This is a genomic window from Streptomyces showdoensis (assembly GCF_039535475.1).
GTDB classification, from domain to species: Bacteria; Actinomycetota; Actinomycetes; order Streptomycetales; family Streptomycetaceae; genus Streptomyces; species Streptomyces showdoensis.
In genome coordinates this window covers 3045070-3067602 of sequence record NZ_BAAAXG010000026.1, presented here as the reverse complement: position 1 = coordinate 3067602, position 22533 = coordinate 3045070, and the positions used below count along the sequence as shown (strand labels likewise).

The following is a 22533-nucleotide window of genomic DNA, read 5'->3' as shown; positions in this document are numbered from 1 at the left end:
ATTGTCGCGCACTGCGGAGGTCGTTAGACAGCCGTACTATCCGCACATGTCCGAGCTCACACCCGCGCGGCTCGCCGCCGCCCCGCTCCCCCGGCGCCGCCGGCTGCTGGTGCTGGCGATCTGCTGCCTGAGCCTGCTGATCGTCAGCCTGGACAACACCGCCCTCAACGTGGCGCTCCCCGCCATGGGCCGAGAGCTGCACGCCTCGGTCTCCGGACTGCAGTGGACCATCGACGCCTACACCCTGGTGCTCGCCTCGCTGCTGATGCTCTCCGGCTCCACCGCCGACCGGATCGGCCGCCGCAAGGTCTTCACCACCGGGCTCGTGCTCTTCGCCCTCGGCTCGCTGCTCTGCTCGCTCGCGCCCAGCCTGGAGGCGCTGGTCGCCTTCCGGATGGTGCAGGCCATAGGCGGCTCCATGCTCAACCCGGTCGCCATGTCGATCATCACCAACACCTTCACGGACCCGGCGGAGCGCGCCCGGGCCATCGGCGTCTGGGGCGCGGTCGTCGGCGTCTCCATGGCGGCGGGCCCGCTGGTGGGGGGCCTGCTCGTCGGGTCGGTCGGCTGGCGTGCGATCTTCTGGGTCAACCTGCCGATCGGCCTGGCCGCGCTGCTCCTCACCCTCCGGTACGTCCCCGAGTCCCGGGCGCCCCGGCCCCGGCGCCCCGACCCGGTGGGCCAGGTCCTGGTCACGCTGCTGCTCGCCTCGCTCACGTACGCGATCATCGAGACCAGCCCGCTCTCCGCGGGTGTGGCGGCCGTCGCCCTGGCCGGGATCCTGGTCTACGAGCCGAGGCGCCGCGAACCCCTGATCGACCTGCGGTTCTTCCGCAGCGCGCCGTTCAGCGGCTCCACCGTGATCGCGGTCTGCGCCTTCGCCGCGCTGGCCGGCTTCCTCTTCCTGAACACGCTCTACCTCCAGGACGTCCGCGGCCTCTCGGCCCTGCACGCCGGGCTCTTCATGCTGCCCATGGCGGCGATGACCTTCGTCTTCGCGCCGCTGTCCGGGCGCCTGGTGGGCACCCGCGGGCCGCGGCCCCCGCTGCTGGTCTCGGGAGCGGGGATGGCGGCGGGGTCGCTGCTGTTCGCCGCCTTCCACGCGGAGACGAGCACGCCGTTGCTGTTCACCGGGTACGTGGTCTTCGGCATCGGCTTCGGCATGGTGAACGCGCCCATCACGAACACGGCGGTCTCCGGGATGCCCCGCGCACAGGCCGGGGTGGCGGCGGCCGTCGCGTCCACGAGCCGCCAGATCGGCCAGACGCTGGGGGTGGCGGTGGCGGGCGCGGTCCTGAGCGCGGGGCTGGCCTCGGCCTCGTACCCGAGGTCCCCCGGGGGCGGCGACGGCGGCGAGGCGTTCGTGGCGGCGAGCGGGCCGGCCTACTGGATCATCACCGCCTGCGGTCTGTGCGTGCTCGTCGTCGGCGCGCTGACCAGCGGGGCGTGGGCGCGCGGGACGGCCGAGCGGACGGCGGAGCGGCTGGCGGCGGAGGACCCGGACACCGGGGGGCGGGTGGGGGCGCGGACGTCGTCGTCCTGAGCGGACGGGGCGGCGGGCGGGCGGCGGAACGGCTGACGGCTGACGGCTGGCGGCTGACGGCTGACGGCTGACGGCTGACGGCTGACGGCTGACGGCTGACGGCTGACGGCTGACGGCTGACGGCTGACGGCTGACGGCTGACGGCTGACGGCTGACGGCTGACGGCTGACGGCTGACGGCTGACGGCTGACGAGGGTCAGGCGACCGCCGGCTCGGCCGCTTCGGCCTTCTGGGCCTTCTGGGCCTTCTGGGCCGTCTGGGCCGTCTGGGCCTCGGCCTCCTCGGCCAGGATCAGGGCCTGGAGCCGCTCGATCCCGGCCCGGGCGGCCTCGTCCACCGGGACGTACGTGACGAGCCGCGGTCCGGCGGCGGGGCCGAGGTAGAGGTTGGTGTGCTCCAGCCGCAGCAGCCCGACGTGGGCGTTGCGGATGAGCTTGGTGCGGCCCGACTGGTCGACCACGTCGTGCCGCGCCCAGAGCTCGCGGAACTCCGGCGAGGCCGTGCGGAGCCGGTGCAGCAGCTCCTTCCAGGCGGGTTCGGCGAGGTGCTCGGCCATGGAGGCGCGGAGTTTGCCCGCCATGGAGGCGAGGACCTCGGGCAGGTCGGTGACGGCGGCGCGGAAGTCGTCGTTCGTGAAGGCCAGCCAGAGGGTGTTGCGGTCCTCGCGGGGCAGCGCGTCCAGGTCGCAGAAGAGCCGGCCGAAGGTGCGGTTGTGGGCGAGGAAGTCGTAACGGCTGTTCTGGACGGCCGCGGGGACGGGCTCCAGCTGGTCCAGGAGGTGCCGCAGGGCGGGCGTGACGGCCGGGCAGGGCGTCTCGGGGTGCGGGTCGGACTGCCCGGCGAGCGCGAAGAGGTGGTTCCGCTCGGTGGGGTCGAGCAGCAGGGCGCCCGCGAGGGCGTCCAGGACCTGCGGGGAGACCTGGATGGGCCGCGCCTGCTCCAGCCACGTGTACCAGGTGACGCCGACGGCGGAGAGCTGGGCGACCTCCTCGCGGCGCAGCCCCGGGGTGCGTCGGCGGCGCCCGCGCGGGAGGCCGACCTGCTCGGGGCTGATCCGCTCGCGGCGGCTGCGCAGGAAGCCGGCGAGCTCGTGCCGGCGGATGGCGGGCTCGTCGGGGGTGCCGATCGCCGGGTCCGCCGTGAGGGCTGTCAGCGCTGTCACTGCCGTCATGACCGTCATGCTCCCAGGGTGCCGGGGCGCTCAGCCCGTTGCCAGGTAGTGCTTGTACCAGGATAAAGACACTCTGGTACCAGGTTGAGCGGTGACCGATCGTCGGTTGCGTGACTACGACATCCACCCCCGCCCGCACCGCCGCGGCCGTCGACCACGCCCGTCCGGCGCTCGGCACCCTCGGCCTGTTCACCGTGCTGCTCGGCGCGGCGCTGCCCCTGATCGACTTCTTCATCGTCAACGTCGCCCTGCCGACCATCGACCACGACCTCGCCGCCGGACCGGCGCTCCTGGAGCTGGTCGTCGCGGGCTACGGCCTGTCGTACGCCGTACTGCTCGTGCTCGGCGGCCGGCTCGGCGACCTCTTCGGCCGCCGCCGGCTCTTCCTCGCCGGGATGGCCGCCTTCGGCCTGACCTCGCTGGCCTGCGGGCTCGCCCCGGACGCCTGGACGCTGGTCGGCGCCCGGGTGGCACAGGGTGCCGCGGCGGCCCTGATGCTGCCGCAGGTGCTGGCGACCATTCACTCCTCGACGTCGGGAGCCCGGCACGCGAAGGCGCTGAGCCTGTACGGGGCGACCGCGGGGCTCTCGATGGTGGCCGGCCAGATCCTCGGCGGCGTGCTGGTCGCGGCCGACGTCGCCGGCACCGGCTGGCGGGCGATCTTCCTGGTCAACGTGCCGGTGGCGCTGCTCGGACTGCTGCTCGCGGCCCGCTCCGTGCCCGAGACCCGCTCGGACCGGCCGGCGCCGGTGGACGTGCCGGGCACGCTGCTGCTCGCGCTGAGCCTGCTCACGCTGCTCGCCCCGCTGACCGAGGACCGGGCGGCGGGCTGGCCGCTGTGGACCTGGCTCGCGCTCGGCGTCTTCCCCTTCGCGGCCGGGGCCTTCTGGTGGGTCGAGCTGCGGGCGGACCGCCGGGGCCGCACGCCGCTGGTGCCGCCGAGGCTCCTGGAGCTGGTCTCGCTGCGCCGGGGGCTCGCCGTGGTGCTGCCGCTGTCGGGCGGCTTCAGCGGCTTCATGTTCGTGATCGCGGTGGCGCTCCAGCAGGGCCTCGCGATGGGCGCGGTGGCCTCGGGCCTGGCGCTGGTGCCGATGGCGGTCGCGTTCTTCGCCGCCTCGCTGGCCGGTCCGCGGCTGGTACGGCGCTGGGGCACCCGGGTCGTGACGGCGGGCGCGGTGTTCCAGGCGGCCGGCATCGCGCTCCTCGCCTGGACGGTCGGGCACGGCTGGGCGGAGCTCTCGGTGGCGGACCTGCTGCCGGGCATGGCGGTCGCGGGCCTCGGCCAGGGGCTCCAGCTGCCGGTGCTGTTCCGGGTGGTGCTCTCGGAGGTGCCCGGCGAGCAGGCGGGCGTGGGCAGCGGGGTCATGGTGACCACCCAGCAGTCGGCCATGGCGCTGGGGGTGGCGACGCTCGGTTCGCTCTTCCTGTCGCTGGCGTCCTCGCCGGCCGCGATGGGCTCGGCGCTGACCACGACGCTGCTGGTCCAGCTGGGCGTGGTGGTGCTGACGCTGCTGCTGAGCCTGCGCCTCCCGCGCTCGATGGCGTGACCCGGGGGGGCGACCCCGTGACGCGACGTCGGCGTTACCCGGTGGGGTGAAAAGTGAAAGTGGAGATGACAGATATTGAAATCTGTCATCGGTCATGTCATGGTTGTGGCATGACGAACACGACCCCGCTCCCCACCCGCTCCCTCGGCACCACCGGCCCCCGGGTCTCCGCCCTCGGCCTCGGCTGCATGGGCATGTCCGCGCTGTACGGCGAGAGCGACCGTGCCGAGTCGATCGCGACCCTGCACGCCGCCCTCGACGCCGGCGTGACCCTGCTCGACACCGGCGACTTCTACGGGATGGGCCACAACGAGCTGCTGATCAACGAGGCGCTGCGCACCGCCCCCGCGGCCGCCCGCGAGCAGGCCCTGACCAGCGTGAAGTTCGGCGCGCTCCGCACGGTGGAGGGCGGCTTCACCGGATACGACGGCCGCCCGGCCGCGGTGAAGAACTTCGCGGCGTACTCGCTGCAGCGCCTGGGCACCGACCACATCGACATCTACCGGATCGCCCGCGTCGACCCGGACGTCCCGATCGAGGAGACCGTCGGCGCCATCGCCGAGCTGGTCGAGGCGGGCCACGTCCGGCACATCGGCCTCTCCGAGGTCGGCGCCGACACCCTGCGCCGGGCGGCGGCCGTCGCCCCGATCGCCGACCTCCAGATCGAGTACTCGCTGATATCCCGCGGCATCGAGGAGAAGATCCTGCCCGCCGCCCGCGAGCTGGGCATCGGCATCACGGCCTACGGCGTCCTCTCCCGCGGCCTGATCAGCGGTCACTTCACCCGCGACCGCGCGCTCGGCGCCGGCGACTTCCGCGGGATGTCCCCCCGTTTCCAGGGCGACAACCTGCGGCGGAACCTGGACCTGGTCGACCGGCTCCGCGAGGTGGCCGAGGCCAAGGGCGTGACGGTCGCCCAGACCGCCATCGCCTGGGTCCTCGCCCAGGGGCCCCGGCACGGCGCGGACATCGTGCCGCTGGTCGGCGCCCGCCGCCGGGACCGGCTCGCCGAGGCGCTCGGCGCCGTGGACGTGACGCTCGACGCGGCCGACCTGGCGGCGATCGAGGAGGCCGTCCCGGCGGGCGCGGCGGCCGGTGCGCGCTACCCGGAGGCCCAGATGGCCCACCTGGACAGCGAGCACTGACGGGTACTGTCGTCCCCATGGCCGCCACCGAAACCCTGACCGCAGAGCGCATCCTCGAAGCCACCGAGGAGGTGCTGCGCCGCTACGGCCCCGCGAAGGCGACCGTCGTGGACGTGGCCCGGGTGCTCGGCGTCAGCCACGGCAGCGTCTACCGCCACTTCCGCACCAAGGCGGCGCTGCGCGAGGCGGTCACCGAGCGCTGGCTCTCCCGCACCGAGGTCGCCCTCGCCGAGCTGACCGGCGCCCCGGGACGGCCCGCGCCGGAGAAGCTGCACTCCTGGTTCGCGACCCTCTTCGAGGCCAAGCGGCACAAGGCGGGCGACGACCCGGAGCTGTTCGCGACCTACAGCGTGCTGATCGACGAGAACAGCGACGTGGTGGACCGGCACATCGACGTGCTGATCGACCAGGTCCGCTCGATCGTCGAGGAGGGCTCCCGGGAGGCCGAGTTCACCGCCGCCGACCCGGACGCCACGGCCCGCGCGCTCTTCCACGCCACCGCCCGCTTCCACGACCCGGCCTACGCGCCGGAGTGGCGGCGGCCCGCGATCGAGGCGGAGTTCGAGTCGGTGGTCGGCCTGCTGCTGCGCGGGCTGCGCCCGTAGAGGCTCCCCACGGCGGCTCCCGGGGCACGGGAAAGCCCCCGGTTCCTTCTCGGAACCGGGGGCTTCGCCGTGGGTGCGTCCGGACTCAGCAGCCGAGCAGGCGGCTGCCCAGGTAACCCTGGATCTGGTCGAGGGAGACGCGCTCCTGCTTCATGGTGTCGCGCTCGCGCACGGTCACCGCGTTGTCCTCGAGGGTGTCGAAGTCGACGGTGACGCAGTACGGGGTGCCGATCTCGTCCTGGCGACGGTAGCGGCGGCCGATGGCGCCGGCGTCGTCGAACTCGATGTTCCAGTTCTGCCGCAGGTCGGCCGCGAGGCCCTTGGCCTTCGGCGAGAGGTCCGCGTTGCGGGACAGCGGCAGGACCGCGACCTTGACCGGGGCCAGGCGGTGGTCGAGGCGCAGCACGGTGCGCTTCTCCAGGACGCCCTTGGCGTTCGGCGCCTCGTCCTCGATGTAGGCGTCGAGGAGGAAGGCGAGCATCGCGCGGCCGACACCGGCCGCCGGCTCGATGACGTACGGCGTGTAGCGCTCGCCCGACTCCTGCTCCAGGAAGGTCAGGTTGGCGCCGGAGGCCTTGGAGTGGGCGCTCAGGTCGTAGTCGGTGCGGTTGGCGACGCCCTCGAGCTCGCCCCACTCGCTGCCGCCGAAGGAGAAGCGGTACTCGATGTCGGCGGTGCGCTTCGAGTAGTGGGAGAGCTTCTCCGCCGGGTGCTCGTACCAGCGCATGTTCTCCTCACGGAGACCCAGGCCGGTGTACCAGTTCCAGCGCTGCTCCATCCAGTATTCCTGCCACTGCTCGTCCTCGCCCGGCTTGACGAAGAACTCCATCTCCATCTGCTCGAACTCGCGCGTGCGGAAGATGAAGTTGCCCGGAGTGATCTCGTTCCGGAAGGACTTGCCCATCTGCGCGATGCCGAACGGGGGCTTCTTGCGCGAGGTGGTCTGCACCTGGGCGAAGTTGGTGAAGATGCCCTGGGCGGTCTCGGGACGCAGGTACGCGACGGAGCCGGTGTCCTGGGTCGGGCCGAGGTGGGTGGAGAGCAGGCCCGAGAACTGCTTGGGCTCCGTGAAGGTGCCCTTGTTGCCGCAGTTGGGGCAGTTGAGGTCGGTGAGGCTCTCGGGGAGACGGCCGTGCTTCTCCTCGTACGCCTCCTCCAGGTGGTCGGCGCGGAAGCGCTTGTGGCAGGAGGTGCACTCGGTCAGCGGGTCGGTGAAGGTGGCGACGTGACCGGACGCCTCCCAGACCTCGGTGGCCAGGATGACGGACGAGTCGATGCCGACGACGTCCTCGCGCGCGGTGACCATGTAGCGCCACCACTGACGCTTGAGGTTCTCCTTGAGCTCGACACCCAGCGGTCCGTAGTCCCAGGCGGCACGCTGGCCGCCGTAGATCTCGCTGCACGGGTAGACGAAGCCACGGCGCTTGCTCAGGCTGACGATGGTGTCGATCTTGTCGGCGGCCACGGTGCTCTCTTCATTACGACGACGAAGTGCGAATGCCACAGGTTACCGGCGCCCGCACCCCCTCTTTCAAATCGGTTCCCCGTCACCCCTCGGGAAGCGGAGGGAGGGAGGCACCCGGCTGTCGACGGCGGCGATCAGATCGCCTCCCGACTTGTACCAGTCTGCCTGGATATCGATGACGGCGCCGAGTTCGCCGTAGAGCACCCGCCGCCCGGACGGGAACACCCCGAGCCCCGCCACCTGGTGCCAGCGCACGCTGTGGTGACAGTGCCCCGTCCAGTGCGCGAGGCCCTCGTCGCCCAGGTACATCCGCTCGTGCCGCCCGACGGGCCCGAAGAGCCTCGGCCGGTACGTGCGCGCCTCGTGGAAGTCCTGGTCGAAGCGGTCCGGTTCGGGCACGAAGGGGCTGTCCGGCCCCGGGGCACAGTGCGCGGGGAGCACCAGCACGGCGGTCGAGGGGTATCCGGCGAGGGCGGCGCGGACGTCCTCGGCTCCGGCCGCCGCGAGGCGGGCCCGGGCGGCCGGGACGTCGAGCACCTCCAGACCGGAGACGTGGTCGAGACCGGCCCCGAACAGCTGGGCGTGCCGCCCGGCGTCCGTGTCGAGCCGCGTCGACCGGACCGCCACGGCGCGGCGCACCTCCTCCTCCGCCGGTCCCTGCGCGGCCAGCCCGCGCAGCACCGCGTCGAGCCCGTCGGCGACGGCCTGGGTGCCGAGCTCGTCGGTGGGGGCCAGCAGCCAGAAGCGCATCCGCCCACCGCCCAGGTAGGAGCTGTGCAGCTCCACCTCCCCGGTCAGGTTGGACGCGATGTCCGGGTCGTGGGCGGCCCGGACCCGGGCGACGTCGGCCGCGAGGTGGCCGACGGGCGTGGAGGGCACGTCGAAGGAGAGGGTCACCTGCTCGCCGGCCTCGTGGGGCGCCTCCAGCCAGCAGCCCGAGGTCCCGGGCAGGGGCTCCGCCACGGGCCGCTCGGCGGCCGGCCCCTCGGGCAGCCGCGGGTCGAGGGACTTCGGCGGGGGCCCGGTGAGCAGGAGCGCGGCCCCGCCGCGGGTGAAGCGCGCGGCGGCCCAGGCGCGGACCTCGGCGGCGCCGAGGCCTTCGACGGCGGGTGCGGGCCTGCCGGTCTTCCCGGGCCCGCGCAGCCCGTAGCGGAAGGCGAGCTCGCGCTCCTGGAAGCCCTCCCAGCGCTCCTCGCGCAGCTGCCGCGCCACGGCTCGGCGCACGGCGCCGGCGAGGCCGTCGACCGGGGGTTCGGCGAGCGCCCGGCAGAGCCGGTTCAGGACCTCGGCGACCCGCTCGGGCTCGCCGGCGACGGTGAAGCAGAGGTGGTCGCCCCCGACGGCGGAGGCGAGCTCGTCGCAGCCGCGGGCGGCGTCGGCGACGGCTCCCAGGGCGAGCTGTTCGGCGACCTCGGTGACGCCGCGGACCGGGAGCGGCTCGTACTCGATCCCGGTCCCGAGCAGGAGGTGGGCCGTGAAGGGGCCGGGGATGTCGTCCCAGTACAGGGGGATGCCGTTGGTCTCCGCGCGCCGCATGGCCGAACAGTAGTGCCGAGGGACACACGTACGGCAATTGACAACCGTTTCCACTTTTGTTGAAAATGAGTGTCATGAACGTACGTCGCCTGATACCCACCGCCGCCGTCGCCGGAGCCGTCACCCTCGGTCTCGTCACCCTCTCCGCCTGCTCCGGAACCTCGGACGCGGCCGACAAGGGAAGCGGCGGCAAGCTGGACGTCGTGGCGTCGTTCTACCCCATGCAGTACCTGGCCGAGCAGATAGGCGGCGGCCACGTGGCCGTCGACACGCTCACCAAGCCGGGCGTCGAGCCGCACGACCTGGAGCTCAAGCCGAAGCAGATCGGCGAGCTCGGCGAGGCCGACGTCATCCTCTACCTCAAGGGCATCCAGCCCGCGGTCGACGACGCCATCGCGCAGGCCGGCGTCCGGAACACCGTCGACGCGGCCACCCTCACCAAGCTGGAGGAGCACGGCACCGAGGTCGGCCACGAGGGCCACGACCACGGCACCGGCTCCGAGGAGGCGGGCCACGACCACGCCTCCGAGGCCGGCGCCGACCCGCACATCTGGCTCGACCCCGTGAAGTACGCCGAGGTCGCCAAGGGCGTGGGCGCCGCCTTCGAGAAGGCCGACCCCGACCACGCCGCCGACTACAAGAAGAACACCGACGCCCTGGTGAAGAAGCTCGGCGACCTGGACACCGCGTTCGAGACCGGTCTCAAGAACACCGCCACCCGCACCTTCATCACCACCCACTCCGCCTTCGGCTACCTCGCCGAGCGCTACCACCTGGAGCAGGAGGGCATCACCGGCATCGACCCCGAGTCCGAGCCGAGCCCCGCCCGCATCAAGGAGCTCCAGGACATCGCGAAGAAGGACAAGGTCTCGACCGTCTTCTTCGAGACCCTCGCCAGCGACAAGACCGCCAAGACCCTCGCGACCGACACCGGCCTCAAGACCGATGTGCTCGACCCGCTGGAGGGAATCACGGACAAGTCCAAGGGCGCTGACTACCTCGAGGTCATGCGGTCCAACCTCGCCGCGCTGCAGAAGGCCCTCGGCGCGAAGTGACACCCACCCCGCAGGGAAAGCAGCAGGAGGCACCCGTGAGCGCAGACGTGAGCGCACCCGAGGGCGACGGCCCCGTCATCTCCGTCCGCGGAGCCAGCGCGGCGCTCGGCTCGCGCCCCGTCCTGCGCGGCGTGGACCTCACCGTCCGGCGCGGTGAGGTCGTCGCGCTGCTCGGCGCCAACGGCTCCGGGAAGTCGACCGCCGTCCGCTCCGTCATCGGCCAGGTGCCGCTGACCGGCGGCAGCATCGAACTGTTCGGCACCGAGCAGAAGCGGTTCCGCGACTGGGCCCGGGTCGGTTACGTGCCGCAGCGCACCACCGCCGCCAGCGGCGTGCCCGCCACCATCCGCGAGGTCGTCACCTCCGGCCGGCTCTCCCGCCGCCGCTTCGGACTCACCACCAAGGCCGACCGGGCCGCCGTCGACCGGGCCATCGCCCTGGTCGGCCTGACCGACCGCGCCAAGGACTCCGTCTCCGCGCTCTCCGGCGGCCAGCACCAGCGCGTGCTCATCGCCCGCGCGCTCGCCTCCGAGCCCGAGCTGCTGATCATGGACGAGCCGATGGCCGGCGTCGACCTCGCCAGCCAGGAGATCCTCGCCGCGACCCTGCGCGAGCAGGTCGCCGGCGGCACCTCCGTCCTCCTCGTCCTGCACGAGCTCGGCCCCCTGGAGCCGCTGATCGACCGGGCGGTCGTGCTGCGCGACGGCTGCGTCGTCCACGACGGCCCGCCTCCGCAGGCCGTCGGCCAGCACGCGCTGCCCGGCCACGACCACGTCCACCCCCACGCGGCCGACGAGCCGCTCCGCACCGGTCTGCTGACCTGAGGACCCCGAGGATCTAGGAAAGCTGCCCCATGGAATTCCTCCAGCTCGCCTTCATGCAGCGGGCGCTCATCGCGGCCGTCCTCGTCGGCATCACCGCGCCCGCCGTCGGCATCTACCTCGTCCAGCGGCGCCAGGCGCTGATGGGCGACGGCATCGGCCACGTCGCCATGACCGGTGTCGGCCTCGGCTTCCTGCTGAACAGCAGCCCGGTGTGGATGGCCACCGCCGTCGCCGTCGTGGGCGCCGTCGCGATGGAGCTGATCCGCGCGTACGGGAAGACCCGCGGCGACCTCGCCCTCGCGCTGCTCTTCTACGGCGGCATGGCCGGCGGCGTGCTGCTGATCAACCTCTCGCCGACCGGCTCCAACGCCAACCTGAACTCCTTCCTGTTCGGCTCCCTGTCGACGGTCTCCGCCGAGGACGTCACGGCCATCGGCATCCTGGCCGCCTTCGTCGTCCTCGTCACGGTCGGCCTGCGCCGCCAGCTCTTCGCGGTCAGCCAGGACGAGGAGTTCGCCCGCGTGACCGGCCTGCCGGTGCGCCTCCTCAACCTGCTCATCGCGGTCACCGCCGCCGTGACCGTCACGGTCGCCATGCGGGTGGTCGGCCTGCTGCTGGTCAGCGCGCTGATGGTGGTCCCGGTGGCCGCCGCCCAGCAGCTGTCCCGGTCCTTCCGCACCACCTTCGTGCTCGCCGTCGTCATCGGCACCGGCGTCACCCTCACCGGCACGGTCACCTCCTACTACCAGGACGTGCCGCCCGGCGCGACGATCGTGCTCCTCGCGATCGCGGTCTTCATCGCCCTCACGCTCCTCGCGACCCCGCTCGCCCGGCGGCGCGCCCGGGCCGCCGAGACCGCCGCGCGCGGCTGCGACGCGGAGGTGCCGGGCACCCGGCGCCCGAGCGACGACGTGAAGGTCTGAGTCCGGTCCGGGCCCAGGAGGACGGGGGGCTGGCAGAATGGCGGGGGCAGACAAGAACCAAGGAGGCCCCCGTGGTGACGGCAGGACCCCCCGTACGAGGCCGCTCGACCAAGCAGCGGGCCGCCGTGTCGGCGGCGCTGAACGAGGTGGACGAGTTCCGCAGCGCCCAGGAGCTGCACGACATGCTCAAGCACCGCGGCGACTCCGTCGGCCTCACCACCGTCTACCGCACGCTCCAGTCCCTCGCGGACGCGGGCGAGGTGGACGCGCTGCGCACCAGCGACGGCGAGACGGTCTACCGGCGCTGTTCGACCGGTGACCACCACCACCATCTGGTCTGCCGCGTCTGCGGCAAGGCCGTCGAGGTGGAGGGCCCGGCCGTGGAGCAGTGGGCCGAGACGATCGCGGCCGAGCACGGCTTCGTGAACGTGGCGCACACGGTGGAGATCTTCGGCACCTGCGCGGAGTGCGCGGCGAAGTGACCTGACATACGAGGGGCCCGTACCGAATCGATTTCGGTACGGGCCCCTTCGCGTGCCGGGTCGCCGCTCAGCCCTTGTCGAGGACGGCGAGGTCCGCCGGGTCCACGCCGCCGAAGCGCCGGTCGCGCTGGGCGTACTCGACGCAGGCACGCCACAGGTCGCGGCGGTCGAAGTCGGGCCACAGCACGTCCTGGAAGACCATCTCGGCGTACGCGCTCTGCCAGATCAGGTAGTTGGAGGTGCGCTGCTCGCCGCTGGGGCGCAGGAAGAGGTCCACGTCCGGCATGTCCGGGTAGTAGAGGTACTTCTGGATGGTCTTCTCGGTGATCTTCGCCGGGTCGAGCCGGCCCGCCCTGACGTCCTCGGCGAGCGCCTGTGCCGCGTCCGTGAGCTCGGCCCGCCCGCCGTAGTTCATGCAGAAGTACAGCGTGAGCTTCGTGTTGTCCTTGGTCTGCTCCTGGGCGACCTGGAGCTCCTTGGCCACCGACTTCCACAGCTTGGGCATCCGGCCCACCCAGCGCACGCGCACGCCGAGGGAGTCGAGCTGGTCGCGGCTCTTGCGGATGAAGTCACGGTTGAAGTTCATGAGGAAGCGCACCTCTTCGGGCGAGCGCTTCCAGTTCTCGGTGGAGAAGGCGTAGAGCGAGATCGAGCCCACGCCCATCTCGATCGCGCCCTGGAGCACGTCGAGCACCTGCTCGGCGCCGACCTTGTGCCCCTCGGTGCGCGGCAGCCCGCGTTCCTTGGCCCAGCGGCCGTTGCCGTCCATGACGATCGCGACGTGCTCGGGCACGAGCTCCGACTGGAGCTTCGGCGGGCGGGCGCCGGACGGGTGCGGCTCGGGGGTGCTGTACTCCCGGCGCTGACGCCCGAGAAGTCGTGCGATGGCCATGGCGATGGATCTCCTAGCTCTTCTCTACGTACCGCAGCGAGCGCAGCCCGCGCTCCAGGTGCCAGTGCAGATAGGCGGACACGAGACCGCTGCCCTCCCTGACGTGACGCGGCTCGCACGCGTCCGCCGTCGCCCAGTCGCCGGTGAGCAGCGCGCTGAGCAGGCCTACGGCCTCCGCAGAGGGTACGACGCTTCCGGGCACCCGGCAGTCGCCGCATATGACTCCGCCCGCGGCGACCGAAAAGAACCGGTTGGGGCCGGTCAGTCCGCATTTCGCGCAATCGTCGAAACTCGGCGCGTACCCGTTCACCGCGAGCGAGCGCAGCAGGAAGGCGTCGAGGATCAGGTGCGGCGCGTGCTCACCCCGCGCCAGGGTCCGCAGGCCGCCCACGAGCAGCAGGTACTGCTGCACGGCGGGCTCGCCCTCGTGGTCGGTGAACCGTTCCGCCGTCTCCAGCATGGCGGTGCCGGCGGTGTACCGGGCGTAGTCCGTGACGATCCCGCTGCCGTACGCGGCGATCGTCTCGCTCTGCGTGCACAGCGGCAGCCCGCGCCCGACCAGCTCACTCCCCCGGGCGAAGAACTGCACGTCCACGTGCGAGAACGGTTCGAGCCGCGCCCCGAACTTCGACTTGGTCCGCCGCACCCCGCGCGCGACGGCGCGCACCCGCCCGTGCCCGCGCGTGAGCAGCGTGATGATGCGGTCCGCTTCCCCCAGCTTCTGGGTGCGCAGCACGATGCCGTCGTCGCGGAACAGACTCATGGAGCCATTCTCCCGTACGGGGAGGACAGCCCGGGCCCCCGTACCCTGTCCTTGATCGAGTCGGCGGCGGAGGGGTTGGACGATGCGCGAGTACGACGTGGCCGACGCCGCCCGGTGCGCGTCCGCGCCCACGACCGCGAGCGCCGGCGCGAGGCGGCGCGGCCCGGGATGGATCCTGGCGGGCCTCGGGCCCTCCGTCGCGGCGGTCGTCGGCACGGGTGCCCTGGTCGTGGTCCGGGACGAGCCGACGGCACTGGTCCTCACGGCGCTGCTCGGGGTCGTGGTCGTGCTGCTCAACCTCGCGAGCGCGGCGACGACGGAGCGGGGCTTCCAGATGTGGGTCCTCCCCCGGCGCGGCGTCACGGTGACGGCGGAGCGCACGAGCCCGTACGGCAAGTCGGGTGTCTACCGCTACACGGATCCGAGCGGAACGTCCCACACCTACTCCCGGCAGGCGTACGCGAGCCGGATCCGGATCAGCCACCACCCGGACGACCCTCGGCTTGCGGTGGGCGTCTACCCCGTCGTGGTGCGGGTGCTGGCGGCGCTCGGGTCCCTGGCCCTGTGGGCGGCGACCGCCGGCCTCGTCTACCTGATGTTCCGCATGGGGAACACGATCTGACCGACCGCCCCCTCGCTTCCCCCCCACTGCCCGGCCTACCCGGCCTACCCGGCCTACCCGGCGTTCTTCGTCCGCGTGACGACCGCGCCGAAGAGGGCGAGGCCCTTGATGACGACGCGGGGGGTGCCGGGCGTGCCGGTGCGGCGGGCGGCGCGCTTGCCGAAGACGCCGAAGAGACCGAGGCCGCGGACGTCGACCTCGACGTCCGCGGGGACGAGGATCCTGGTGCCGCCCCAGAGGGCGACGGCGCGGATGACGGTCTCGCGGCTGCTGAAGCGGGCCTCGGTGAGGTCGATCCTCCCGCCGCCCCACATGGACCAGAGGGTCATGCGCGGCGGCACGACCCACTGGCCCTCGCGGTGGAAGCCGCCGAAGATCCCGGCGACGAAGGCGCTCGAGGTGGGGGCCCGGTCGACGACGAGGGCGTCGCGGGGGCCGGGGGGGCCGGGGGCGGGGAGTCCGCGGCAGGCGGTTTCGAGCTCGCCCCGGGTGCGGGAGGCGTGCACCCGGTCGAGGCGGTCGGGGAGCTCGTCGAGCGGCAGCCGGCCGTTCTCGACGGCGGACCGCAGCCGTTCCTCGGCGGCGTACCGCTCCTGGTCGGAGGCGAGGAGGTCGAGGTCGTGCGGTGTCATGGCGTCAACCCTTGGAGGTAGGCGGCGAGCGCGGAGGACAGAGCGGCGCGGTAGGCGTCGTCGCGCCCCGGCTCGTCGGGGTCGTGGCCGAGGTCGGTGAGCCAGTGGCGACGGCCGAGCGCGTAGCCGTAGGCGCCGGACAGGGCGAGGAGGACGACCATCTCGATCCGCTCGCGGTCGGGCCCGTCGGGGGCCGGGAGCACGGTGCGGACGCCGGCCTCGACGGCGTCGACGAGGCGGGAGAGGTGGGTCGGGGAGTCGGGGGCCCGGGCGGCCTCCGCGTCGTGGAGCTGGGTCCAGGCCCACAGCCGGACGTACCGCTCGTCGCCGAGGATCTCGAAGAGCACCCGGGTCATGCCGTCCGCGTACGGCACGCTCCCGTCGGCCCGCAGCCGCTCCCGCACGCGCTCGCGCTTGCGCTCGCTCTCGCGCTGGAGCACGGCGCGGACGAGGGCGGCGTAGGTGCCGAAGTAGTGGGTGACGAGCCCGTGCGTGACGCCGACCGCCTCGGCGACCCGGCGCAGTCCGACGCCGTCGGGGCCGTGCCGGGCGATGAGTTCGGTGGCGGCGTCGAGGATCTCGCCCCGCGCCTGCTCAGGAGTCCGCCTCCGCCGCTTCACCGCCATGCGCCCCTCACCCCTTCCCCCGCGCCCCTTATCGGCAAGGTGGACAATAACGCGCCGCCCCTCCCGCCCTCCACCCGCCGACAGGGCCCGGGCCGCACGACCCACCGCCCCGGGAGACGGGTTGCGCGGCACCACGCCCACCGGCCCGCCCCGACGGCCCGGGCGAACGGGCGGGCGGCCCGAAAACCCACCCGGGAGTGCCGTTCGCCGCCCTACGATCACGCCCATGTCGATCACTGCGCCCATACCCGTCCTGCACGGCGGCAAGGACACCGTCGTGCGCACCGAGGGCGAGGCGCTGCTCGTGCGCCGCCCGCACGAGGAGACGCACATCCCACTGAAGGCCGTGGGCCGGGTCGTCGCGGAAGGGCGGACCGTCACGATCGAGCTGACCACCGCGCCCGCCACGGTCACCCGCCACGTCCACCGGATCTGGGACGTGGACGAGGCCGCCGCGGCCTCCTTCGCCGAGGCCGTGAACGCGGCGCTGCCGGAGCGGACCGAGGAGGCCGACGGGGCGGACCTCGTCTCGGGCGAGCGCCTCTACCAGCCGAGCTACCGGAACTGGATCCGCGGGCTGAAGCGCGGCGCCCTCCTCGGCACTCTCGCGGCCGTCGCGCTGTGCGTCCTGGTGGGCGTCACGGGGCACCCGGTCGCCATGACGGCGATCATCCCGTCCGCCTTCTTCGCGATCCCGATCACGGCCCTGGGCGCATTCCTGCTGTTCGAGCCGCACGAGGAGCGGCACCTGCGGAAGCACGGTGTCCGGACCTCCGCCATCCGACTCCGGGGCGAGCACGGCCGATACGCGTACACGGACCCCGGCGGCGTGATCCGCACCGTGCGGAGCAGCGAGCAGTCGTGGAACATCGAGGCGGCCTACGATCCCCGGGACCCCGGCCGCGTGGCGCCCCTCCGCTCCCGCGCCCGGCGCATCCGGACCGCCGCCGTGGCGCTGTCCGTCCTCGGCGTCGGACTTCTCTTCACCGCCGGCGCCGTCGGTTCGGTGGTCGCCGCCTTCCTCGGCTTCTTCGAGGGACCGGCCTGGAACGGCACCACCTCTCCATGACAAGGTGACCCGGCACGACAAGGGGCAGGCGGACTTATGGAACCCATAAGTCCGCCTTATGAGGCCATAGACCGGGGGCGGGTACCGACGCGCGCGACGCATTATTTAGGGTGACCTAAGTGCGGCGGGCCCTCGCCGACACGTCGCTTGCGAAGGGAACCCCGTCATGCCCCGCCCCCTCCGGGTCGCGATCGTCGGCGCCGGCCCCGCCGGAATCTACGCCGCTGACGCGCTGCTGAAGTCCGAGGCCGCCACCGAGCCGGGTGTGTCCATCGACCTCTTCGAGCGGATGCCCGCCCCCTTCGGCCTGATCCGCTACGGCGTCGCGCCCGACCACCCCCGCATCAAGGGCATCATCACCGCCCTGCACCAGGTCCTCGACAAGCCGCAGATCCGCCTCTTCGGCAACGTCGACTACGGCACCGACGTGCACCTGGACGACCTGCACGCGTTCTACGACGCCGTGATCTTCTCCACCGGCGCCACCGCGGACCGCGCCCTGGACATCCCCGGCATCGAGCTCGACGGCTCCTACGGCGCCGCCGACTTCGTCTCCTGGTACGACGGCCACCCGGACGTCCCGCGCACCTGGCCGCTGGAGGCCGAGAAGGTCGCCGTCCTCGGCGTCGGCAACGTGGCCCTCGACGTGGCCCGCATCCTCGCCAAGACCGCCGACGAGCTGCTGCCCACCGAGATCCCCGCGAACGTCTACGACGGCCTCAAGGCCAACAAGGCCCTGGAGATCCACGTCTTCGGCCGCCGCGGCCCCGCCCAGGCCAAGTTCAGCCCCATGGAGCTGCGCGAGCTCGACCACTCGCCGAACATCGAGGTCATCGTCAACCCCGAGGACATCGACTACGACGAGGGCTCCATCGCCGAGCGGCGCAAGAACAAGCAGACCGACATGGTCGCCAAGACCCTGGAGAACTGGGCGATCCGCGACACCGGCGACCGCCCGCACAAGCTCTTCCTGCACTTCTTCGAGTCGCCCTCCGAGATCCTCGGCGAGGACGGCAAGGTCGTCGGCCTCCGCACCGAGCGCACCGAGCTCGACGGCACCGGCAACGTGAAGAGCACCGGCCGGACCACCGACTGGGACGTCCAGGCCGTCTACCGCGCCGTCGGCTACCTCTCCGACGAGCTCCCCAAGCTGCCCTGGGACGCCGCCAGCGGCACCGTCCCGGACGCGGGCGGCCGGGTCGTCGAGGAGAGCGGCGCCCACCTGCCCTCCACCTACGTCACCGGCTGGATCCGGCGCGGCCCCGTCGGCCTCATCGGCCACACCAAGGGCGACGCCAACGAGACCGTCGCCAACCTCCTCGACGACCACGCCAACGGGCGGCTCCTCGCCCCCGAGTCCCCGCAGGAGGACGCCGTCGTGTCCTTCCTGGAGGGCAAGGGCATCGCGTACACCACCTGGGAGGGCTGGTACGCCCTCGACGCCGCCGAGAAGGCGCTCGGCGAGCCGCAGGGCCGCGAGCGGGTCAAGATCGTCGAGCGCGACGAGATGCTGCGCGCCAGCGGCGTCGACCTGGGCTGAGCCCTTCCCGCTCCCCGCGCGCTCCCTTCGCGCCGTCCCGGTCCTACGCTGAGAGGACCGGGAGGGCGCGAAGGGAAGTGACGCCATGACCGGCACGGCCGCCGTCGAGCGGGCCCGCACCGCCGCGGCCCGCGAGGACTGGACCGGGGCGTACGCCCTCCTGCACGAGGCCGACCGGCACCCCACCGGCCCCCTCGCGCCCGGGGACCTCGACGCGCTCGCCGCCTCCGCCTGGTGGTCCGGCCACGTCGACGAGTCGGTCTCCGCCCGCCTGCGCGCCCATGCCGCCCACGTGGCCGAGGGCGACTGGCGGGGCGCCGGGCTCACCGCCTGGTGGCTCCACCAGGCCTACCGGCGCCTCGGCCGGCCCGCGGCCGCCGCGGGCTGGCTGCACCGGGCCCGGCACCACCTGGACGGCCGGCCCGACTGCCCCGAGCAGTGCCTCCTCGCCCTCGCCGACCTCGACGAGGCCCAGGCGCACCACGACCCCGCCGCCACACTGGCCGCCGCCCGGCGCGTGCACCGGCTCGCGGCCCGCTCCGGCAGTCCCGACCTGCTCGCCCTGAGCCGCCGGGCCGAGGGCGCCCTGCTCCTGGCCGGCGGCCGCCGGGCCGAAGGGCTCGCGCTGCTGGACGCCGCCATGGCCCCCGTGACCCGCGGCGAGCTGAGCGGGACGACCACCGGCCTCCTGTACCGCCTGGCCCTCGACACCTGTCGGGGCGCGGCGGAGTTCGGGCGCCTGGCGGCGTGGACGGACGCGGCGATGGCCTGGTGCTCCGCCCCGCCCGCCACCGCCACCGCCACCGCGGCCTCCCCTTCGCCCCCCACCCCCTTCCGCGCCCCCCTCCGCCTCCACCACGTCGAGGTGCTCGACCTCCTCGGCGACTGGGCGCGCACCGAGGAGGAGGCGCGGCTGGTCTGGCAGGAGGCCCTGGAGGACGCGCTGGACGCGGCCGCGGGCGCCGCGTACGCCGTCGGGGAGCTCAGCCGCCGCCGGGGCCGCCCGGACGAGGCGGCCCGCTCGTACGCCCGCGCGCACGCGCTGGGCCGGGTCCCCCAGCCGGGGCTCGCCCTGCTCCGCCTCGCCCAGGGCCGTCCCGACGCGGCGCTCGCGGGGCTACGGCTGGCCCTGGACTGCCAGAGCGACCGCGCGCACGACGCCCTGGGCCGCGCCCGCCTGCTCGCCGCCCTCGCCGAGGCGCACCTCGCGGTCGGCGGGACGCGGGCCGCCGAGGAGGCGGTCGTGGAGCTGGAGGAGCCGGCCCGCGGCGTGCCGCTGCTCGCCGCGACGGCCGCCACCGCGCGCGGGGCGCTCGCGCTCGCCCGGGGCGAGGAGGCGCGGGAGCCGCTGCGGCGGGGGCTCGGGCTCTGGCTGGGGCTGGGCATCCCCTACGAGGCGGCCCGGGCCCGGCTGTTGCTCGCCGCGGCGGAGCGGGCGGCGGGCGACGAGGGAGCGGCCCGGCGCGAGCGGGAGGCCGCCCGCGCCGCCTTCCGGCGCCTCGGAGCCGTGCCGGAGGCGTACGGGACGTACGGAGCGGACGGAGCGCACGGCACACACGGCGCGGACGGCACACACGGAGCACACGAAGCACACGGATCGGATGGATCAGACGGCACACCCGGAGCACACGGAGCACACGGATCGGACGGCACACACGGCGTGCGCGGAACAGCCGCCGCGGGGCCTGTCGCCGCCTCCCCGGCCTCCCCCGCGCCCGCGGCGCCTACAGCGGCGTAGTCCGCGCCATCGCCAGCAGCCGCGCCGTGTCGTCCGTACAGAGCGCCAGCGCGTTGCCCACCGTGCCCAGGACCTCCCGCTCGGCCGGGCTGTACGGGCCGTCCGCGAGGGCGATGCGGGCGCCCTGGAGCAGGATCGATTCGCGGCCGGCGGCGGCCAGGTGCGGGGCGAGGGGTTCGAGGGCCTCGTGGAGCTCGATGGCGAGGGCCGCTCCGCCGCTGCTGATGTCGGGCAGGAAGCGCCCGGTGTCGGCGGCGAGCGCCTCGACGAGGTCGACGAGCTGGAGCGCCGTGCAGTCCGTGAACCCGGCCGCCCGGACCCCGGCGGCGGCGGTGTCGACGGCGGTGCGGGAGGTGGTGCCGCCGGCGGCGAGGACGGCGAGGGCGACGGTGTGCACGGCGTCCCGCAGCATCGCCGAGAACCTGCCGGTCGTCGGGTGGGTCAGCACGTCCGTGCCGAAGTGGGTGTGGCAGGCGGCGCACTCGACGACCGGGCCCGCCTCGCCCCGGGGCAGCAGCGGCACGCCCAGGAGGGCGAAGCGGCGGCGGCCGGTGCGACGGCGGTAGTTGCGGTCCCCGCCGCACTCCTCGCAGAAGAACTCGCCGTCGCCGATCGTGTTCCAGGAGGTTCGGATCCCGCAGAGCACCCTGCTCCGGTCCGATGACTTCCGCGCTGCCCGCACGCCGCACCTCCTTCGCTCCCCCGTGGCCTTCGGCACGGGAGGTACCCCCGGGCAACGCTGCCCGGCGTTGGCGTGATGTTAGCCACATCGATGATGCGGCGTCAGCACCTCGTCAGCAGAACGCCGGGGAGATGGCCGAGACCCGCCGCGCTCCACGGGGGCGCGGCGGGTCTCGTCCAGGGGGTCAGGAAGCGCGCTTGCGCAGCTTGGCGAAGGCCAGGAAGCCGCCGCCGAGCAGGACGACCGCTCCCGCGACGCCCATCGCGGCCGGCCCGAAGGCCGAACCGGTGGTGGCGAGATCACCCTCCGGGGTGGACGAGGGGGACGGCGCCGGGGCCGGGGCCGAGGTGGAGGGGGACTCCGAAGGCGCCGTCGGGGCCGTCTCCGACGGGGTGGGGGTGGCCGGGCCCGGCGGGGTCGTCGCCGGGGTGGTCGGGACCGGCGGCTTGCTTGGGACGTCCGTCGGGGTGGGCTTCGGCTGTTCGGGGGTGACCGGGGGCTTGCCGGGGGTCGTGCCGGTGGGCAGGCAGCCGGTGAAGTTCATCTGGTGGGTCTCGGCGCCGGGCACGGTGAGCAGCTTCTCGGCGACGACGGAGCCGTTGACGTGGCCGGGGCCGACGCCGGGGCCGCCCATCTCGACGGTGGCGTTCGGCGCGAAGATCGTGCCGGGCCAGGAGGTGTAGTTCTTCTTCACGCTCTCGGCCTGCGGGAAGTTCCACAGCAGCTTGGAGCGGACGCTCTTGAAGGCGTCGCTGCCCGCGTTGTAGTCGTCCATGACCAGGCCGCCCTTGGCCTCGTCCCAGAGGTAGACGCCGTAGGTGGGGGCGGTGCTCATGTCGTACGAGCCGCCGAGGACGTTGACGAGGGTGGAGGAGCCGGCCGGGACCTTGATCGATATCGCGCCGGCCTTCTGCAGGTCGGCGGCGGCCACGGCGAAGACGTTGAGCTTGGCGTCCGTGCCGGTGAGCATCAGGCCCTGGTAGTCGGTGGAGCGGCCGACGGTGCCGTTGGGCTCGACGGCGGCCCAGCCGGCGGAGAGGCCGCGCAGGGTGCCGAACTCCTTGCCGAAGTCGATCGGCGAGGGGCCCTCCTTCACCTTGTCGCCGTCGACGCCGAAGCCGGAGCCCTTGGTGGAGCGGTCGACGACCTTGGCGGCGACGCCGGTGCCCTTGTCGAGGACGACCTGGTTGGCGAACAGGGTGCCGCCGACGACCAGGCTGTGGCCGCCCGGGAGCGCGGCGAGGTCGCCGGAGGTGAGGCGGCTGCCGATGGAGAAGCCGGAGGGCCGCTTCGGGTCGCCGAAGGTGGCGTCGCCGCCGACGGCGACGGCTCCCTCGGAGTCGGAGTGGCGCACGGAGTCCTTCTCGACGAACTCGGCGTAGCGGCCGGCCACGCCCAGCGGGTTCGAGTCGCACGCGGTGGCGGCGGAGGCGGCGGGGGCCCAGGTGAGGGCGGCACCGGTCACCGCGAGGACGGCGGCCACGGCAGCGGACGTGCGCATGCGAGCTCCAGGTCGAGGAGTGCGGGGAGGGAGGTGTCCGAGGGGACGAGCCGACCTTCCGCCATGCGCTGATGTGGCGTCAACTCACCTGATTTCGCACCGATTCCGGCATGTCATCACGATCTTCCTTAAGCGAACCTGAAACGGTGACGCACGTCACACGCGGACCCGG

The 22533-nt window shown here is 73.4% G+C and carries 21 protein-coding genes; 12 read left to right on the top strand and 9 right to left on the bottom strand.

What is annotated here, in order from left to right:
* The first annotated feature begins 46 nt into the window (after positions 1-46).
* Complete coding sequence (locus tag ABD981_RS26885) at positions 47-1543, top strand: MFS transporter (RefSeq protein WP_046905682.1); 1497 nt, start codon at positions 47-49, stop codon at positions 1541-1543.
* A 196-nt stretch (positions 1544-1739) separates the two neighbouring features.
* On the opposite strand, the gene ABD981_RS26880 is transcribed toward ABD981_RS26885, so the two are convergent.
* Positions 1740-2714, bottom strand: coding sequence for an MmyB family transcriptional regulator (locus ABD981_RS26880; protein WP_046905681.1), 975 nt, complete (start codon positions 2712-2714; stop codon positions 1740-1742).
* 110 nt (positions 2715-2824) lie between these two features.
* Here ABD981_RS26880 and ABD981_RS26875 point away from each other — a divergent pair, with 110 nt between their 5' ends.
* The 3 genes from ABD981_RS26875 (at position 2825) to ABD981_RS26865 (ending at position 6011) form a co-directional block, all read left to right on the top strand.
* Positions 2825-4261 (top strand): MFS transporter, encoded by a 1437-nt coding sequence (locus tag ABD981_RS26875; RefSeq protein WP_046905680.1) that lies wholly within the window; start codon positions 2825-2827, stop codon positions 4259-4261.
* 110 nt (positions 4262-4371) lie between these two features.
* On the top strand, positions 4372-5406 hold the full coding sequence (locus ABD981_RS26870) for an aldo/keto reductase (protein ID WP_046905679.1): 1035 nt from the start codon (positions 4372-4374) through the stop codon (positions 5404-5406).
* Between the two features lie 17 nt (positions 5407-5423).
* A complete protein-coding gene (locus tag ABD981_RS26865) occupies positions 5424-6011 on the top strand; it encodes a TetR/AcrR family transcriptional regulator (RefSeq protein ID WP_046905678.1) in 588 nt (195 codons plus the stop codon).
* 85 nt (positions 6012-6096) lie between these two features.
* Here the strand turns inward: ABD981_RS26865 and ABD981_RS26860 are convergent, their stop codons facing one another.
* Both ABD981_RS26860 and ABD981_RS26855 read right to left on the bottom strand, forming a co-directional pair.
* Positions 6097-7476: a glycine--tRNA ligase gene (locus tag ABD981_RS26860; protein WP_046905677.1), complete on the bottom strand. Its 1380-nt coding sequence runs from the start codon at positions 7474-7476 to the stop codon at positions 6097-6099.
* Between the two features lie 66 nt (positions 7477-7542).
* The gene (locus ABD981_RS26855; protein WP_046905676.1) at positions 7543-9012 is read right to left on the bottom strand and encodes a hypothetical protein; all 1470 of its coding nucleotides are present in this window, start codon (positions 9010-9012) and stop codon (positions 7543-7545) included.
* Positions 9013-9086: 74 nt separating this feature from the next.
* Between ABD981_RS26855 and ABD981_RS26850 the strand changes: the two genes are divergently transcribed.
* The 4 genes from ABD981_RS26850 (at position 9087) to ABD981_RS26835 (ending at position 12296) form a co-directional block, all read left to right on the top strand.
* Positions 9087-10067: a metal ABC transporter substrate-binding protein gene (locus tag ABD981_RS26850; RefSeq protein WP_046905675.1), complete on the top strand. Its 981-nt coding sequence runs from the start codon at positions 9087-9089 to the stop codon at positions 10065-10067.
* A gap of 47 nt (positions 10068-10114) precedes the next feature.
* Entirely contained in the window at positions 10115-10891 is a 777-nt protein-coding gene (locus ABD981_RS26845; protein ID WP_046905674.1) for a metal ABC transporter ATP-binding protein, read from the top strand.
* A 29-nt stretch (positions 10892-10920) separates the two neighbouring features.
* The gene (locus ABD981_RS26840) at positions 10921-11814 is read left to right on the top strand and encodes a metal ABC transporter permease (RefSeq protein ID WP_046905673.1); all 894 of its coding nucleotides are present in this window, start codon (positions 10921-10923) and stop codon (positions 11812-11814) included.
* 71 nt (positions 11815-11885) lie between these two features.
* Positions 11886-12296, top strand: coding sequence for a Fur family transcriptional regulator (locus ABD981_RS26835; RefSeq protein WP_046905672.1), 411 nt, complete (start codon positions 11886-11888; stop codon positions 12294-12296).
* Positions 12297-12363: 67 nt separating this feature from the next.
* On the opposite strand, the gene ABD981_RS26830 is transcribed toward ABD981_RS26835, so the two are convergent.
* Positions 12364-13188, bottom strand: coding sequence for an isoprenyl transferase (locus tag ABD981_RS26830; protein WP_046905671.1), 825 nt, complete (start codon positions 13186-13188; stop codon positions 12364-12366).
* A gap of 13 nt (positions 13189-13201) precedes the next feature.
* Positions 13202-13951: a DNA repair protein RecO gene (gene recO, locus ABD981_RS26825; RefSeq protein WP_046905670.1), complete on the bottom strand. Its 750-nt coding sequence runs from the start codon at positions 13949-13951 to the stop codon at positions 13202-13204.
* 82 nt (positions 13952-14033) lie between these two features.
* Here recO and ABD981_RS26820 point away from each other — a divergent pair, with 82 nt between their 5' ends.
* The gene (locus ABD981_RS26820; protein ID WP_046905669.1) at positions 14034-14573 is read left to right on the top strand and encodes a hypothetical protein; all 540 of its coding nucleotides are present in this window, start codon (positions 14034-14036) and stop codon (positions 14571-14573) included.
* 53 nt (positions 14574-14626) lie between these two features.
* Here the strand turns inward: ABD981_RS26820 and ABD981_RS26815 are convergent, their stop codons facing one another.
* A complete protein-coding gene (locus tag ABD981_RS26815) occupies positions 14627-15205 on the bottom strand; it encodes a DUF1707 SHOCT-like domain-containing protein (RefSeq protein ID WP_046905668.1) in 579 nt (192 codons plus the stop codon).
* A complete protein-coding gene (locus ABD981_RS26810; RefSeq protein ID WP_046905667.1) occupies positions 15202-15831 on the bottom strand; it encodes a TetR/AcrR family transcriptional regulator in 630 nt (209 codons plus the stop codon). The genes ABD981_RS26815 and ABD981_RS26810 overlap by 4 nt, the downstream gene beginning before the upstream one ends.
* A 226-nt stretch (positions 15832-16057) precedes the next feature.
* Between ABD981_RS26810 and ABD981_RS26805 the strand changes: the two genes are divergently transcribed.
* The 3 genes from ABD981_RS26805 to ABD981_RS26795 all read left to right on the top strand — a co-directional run bounded on the left by ABD981_RS26805 (position 16058) and on the right by ABD981_RS26795 (position 20178).
* Entirely contained in the window at positions 16058-16900 is an 843-nt protein-coding gene (locus ABD981_RS26805) for a DUF3592 domain-containing protein (RefSeq protein WP_046905666.1), read from the top strand.
* A gap of 166 nt (positions 16901-17066) precedes the next feature.
* The gene (locus ABD981_RS26800) at positions 17067-18440 is read left to right on the top strand and encodes an FAD-dependent oxidoreductase (RefSeq protein ID WP_046905665.1); all 1374 of its coding nucleotides are present in this window, start codon (positions 17067-17069) and stop codon (positions 18438-18440) included.
* An 85-nt stretch (positions 18441-18525) separates the two neighbouring features.
* Positions 18526-20178, top strand: a complete 1653-nt coding sequence (locus ABD981_RS26795) for a LuxR family transcriptional regulator (protein ID WP_123954107.1) — start codon at positions 18526-18528, stop codon at positions 20176-20178.
* Here the strand turns inward: ABD981_RS26795 and ABD981_RS26790 are convergent.
* Complete coding sequence (locus ABD981_RS26790; RefSeq protein WP_046905664.1) at positions 20165-20860, bottom strand: tellurite resistance TerB family protein; 696 nt, start codon at positions 20858-20860, stop codon at positions 20165-20167. The two genes, ABD981_RS26795 and ABD981_RS26790, sit on opposite strands and share 14 nt — an antisense overlap.
* Positions 20861-21044: 184 nt before the next feature.
* Positions 21045-22361 (bottom strand): choice-of-anchor A family protein, encoded by a 1317-nt coding sequence (locus ABD981_RS26785; RefSeq protein ID WP_046905663.1) that lies wholly within the window; start codon positions 22359-22361, stop codon positions 21045-21047.
* Between the last annotated feature and the right edge of the window lie 172 nt (positions 22362-22533).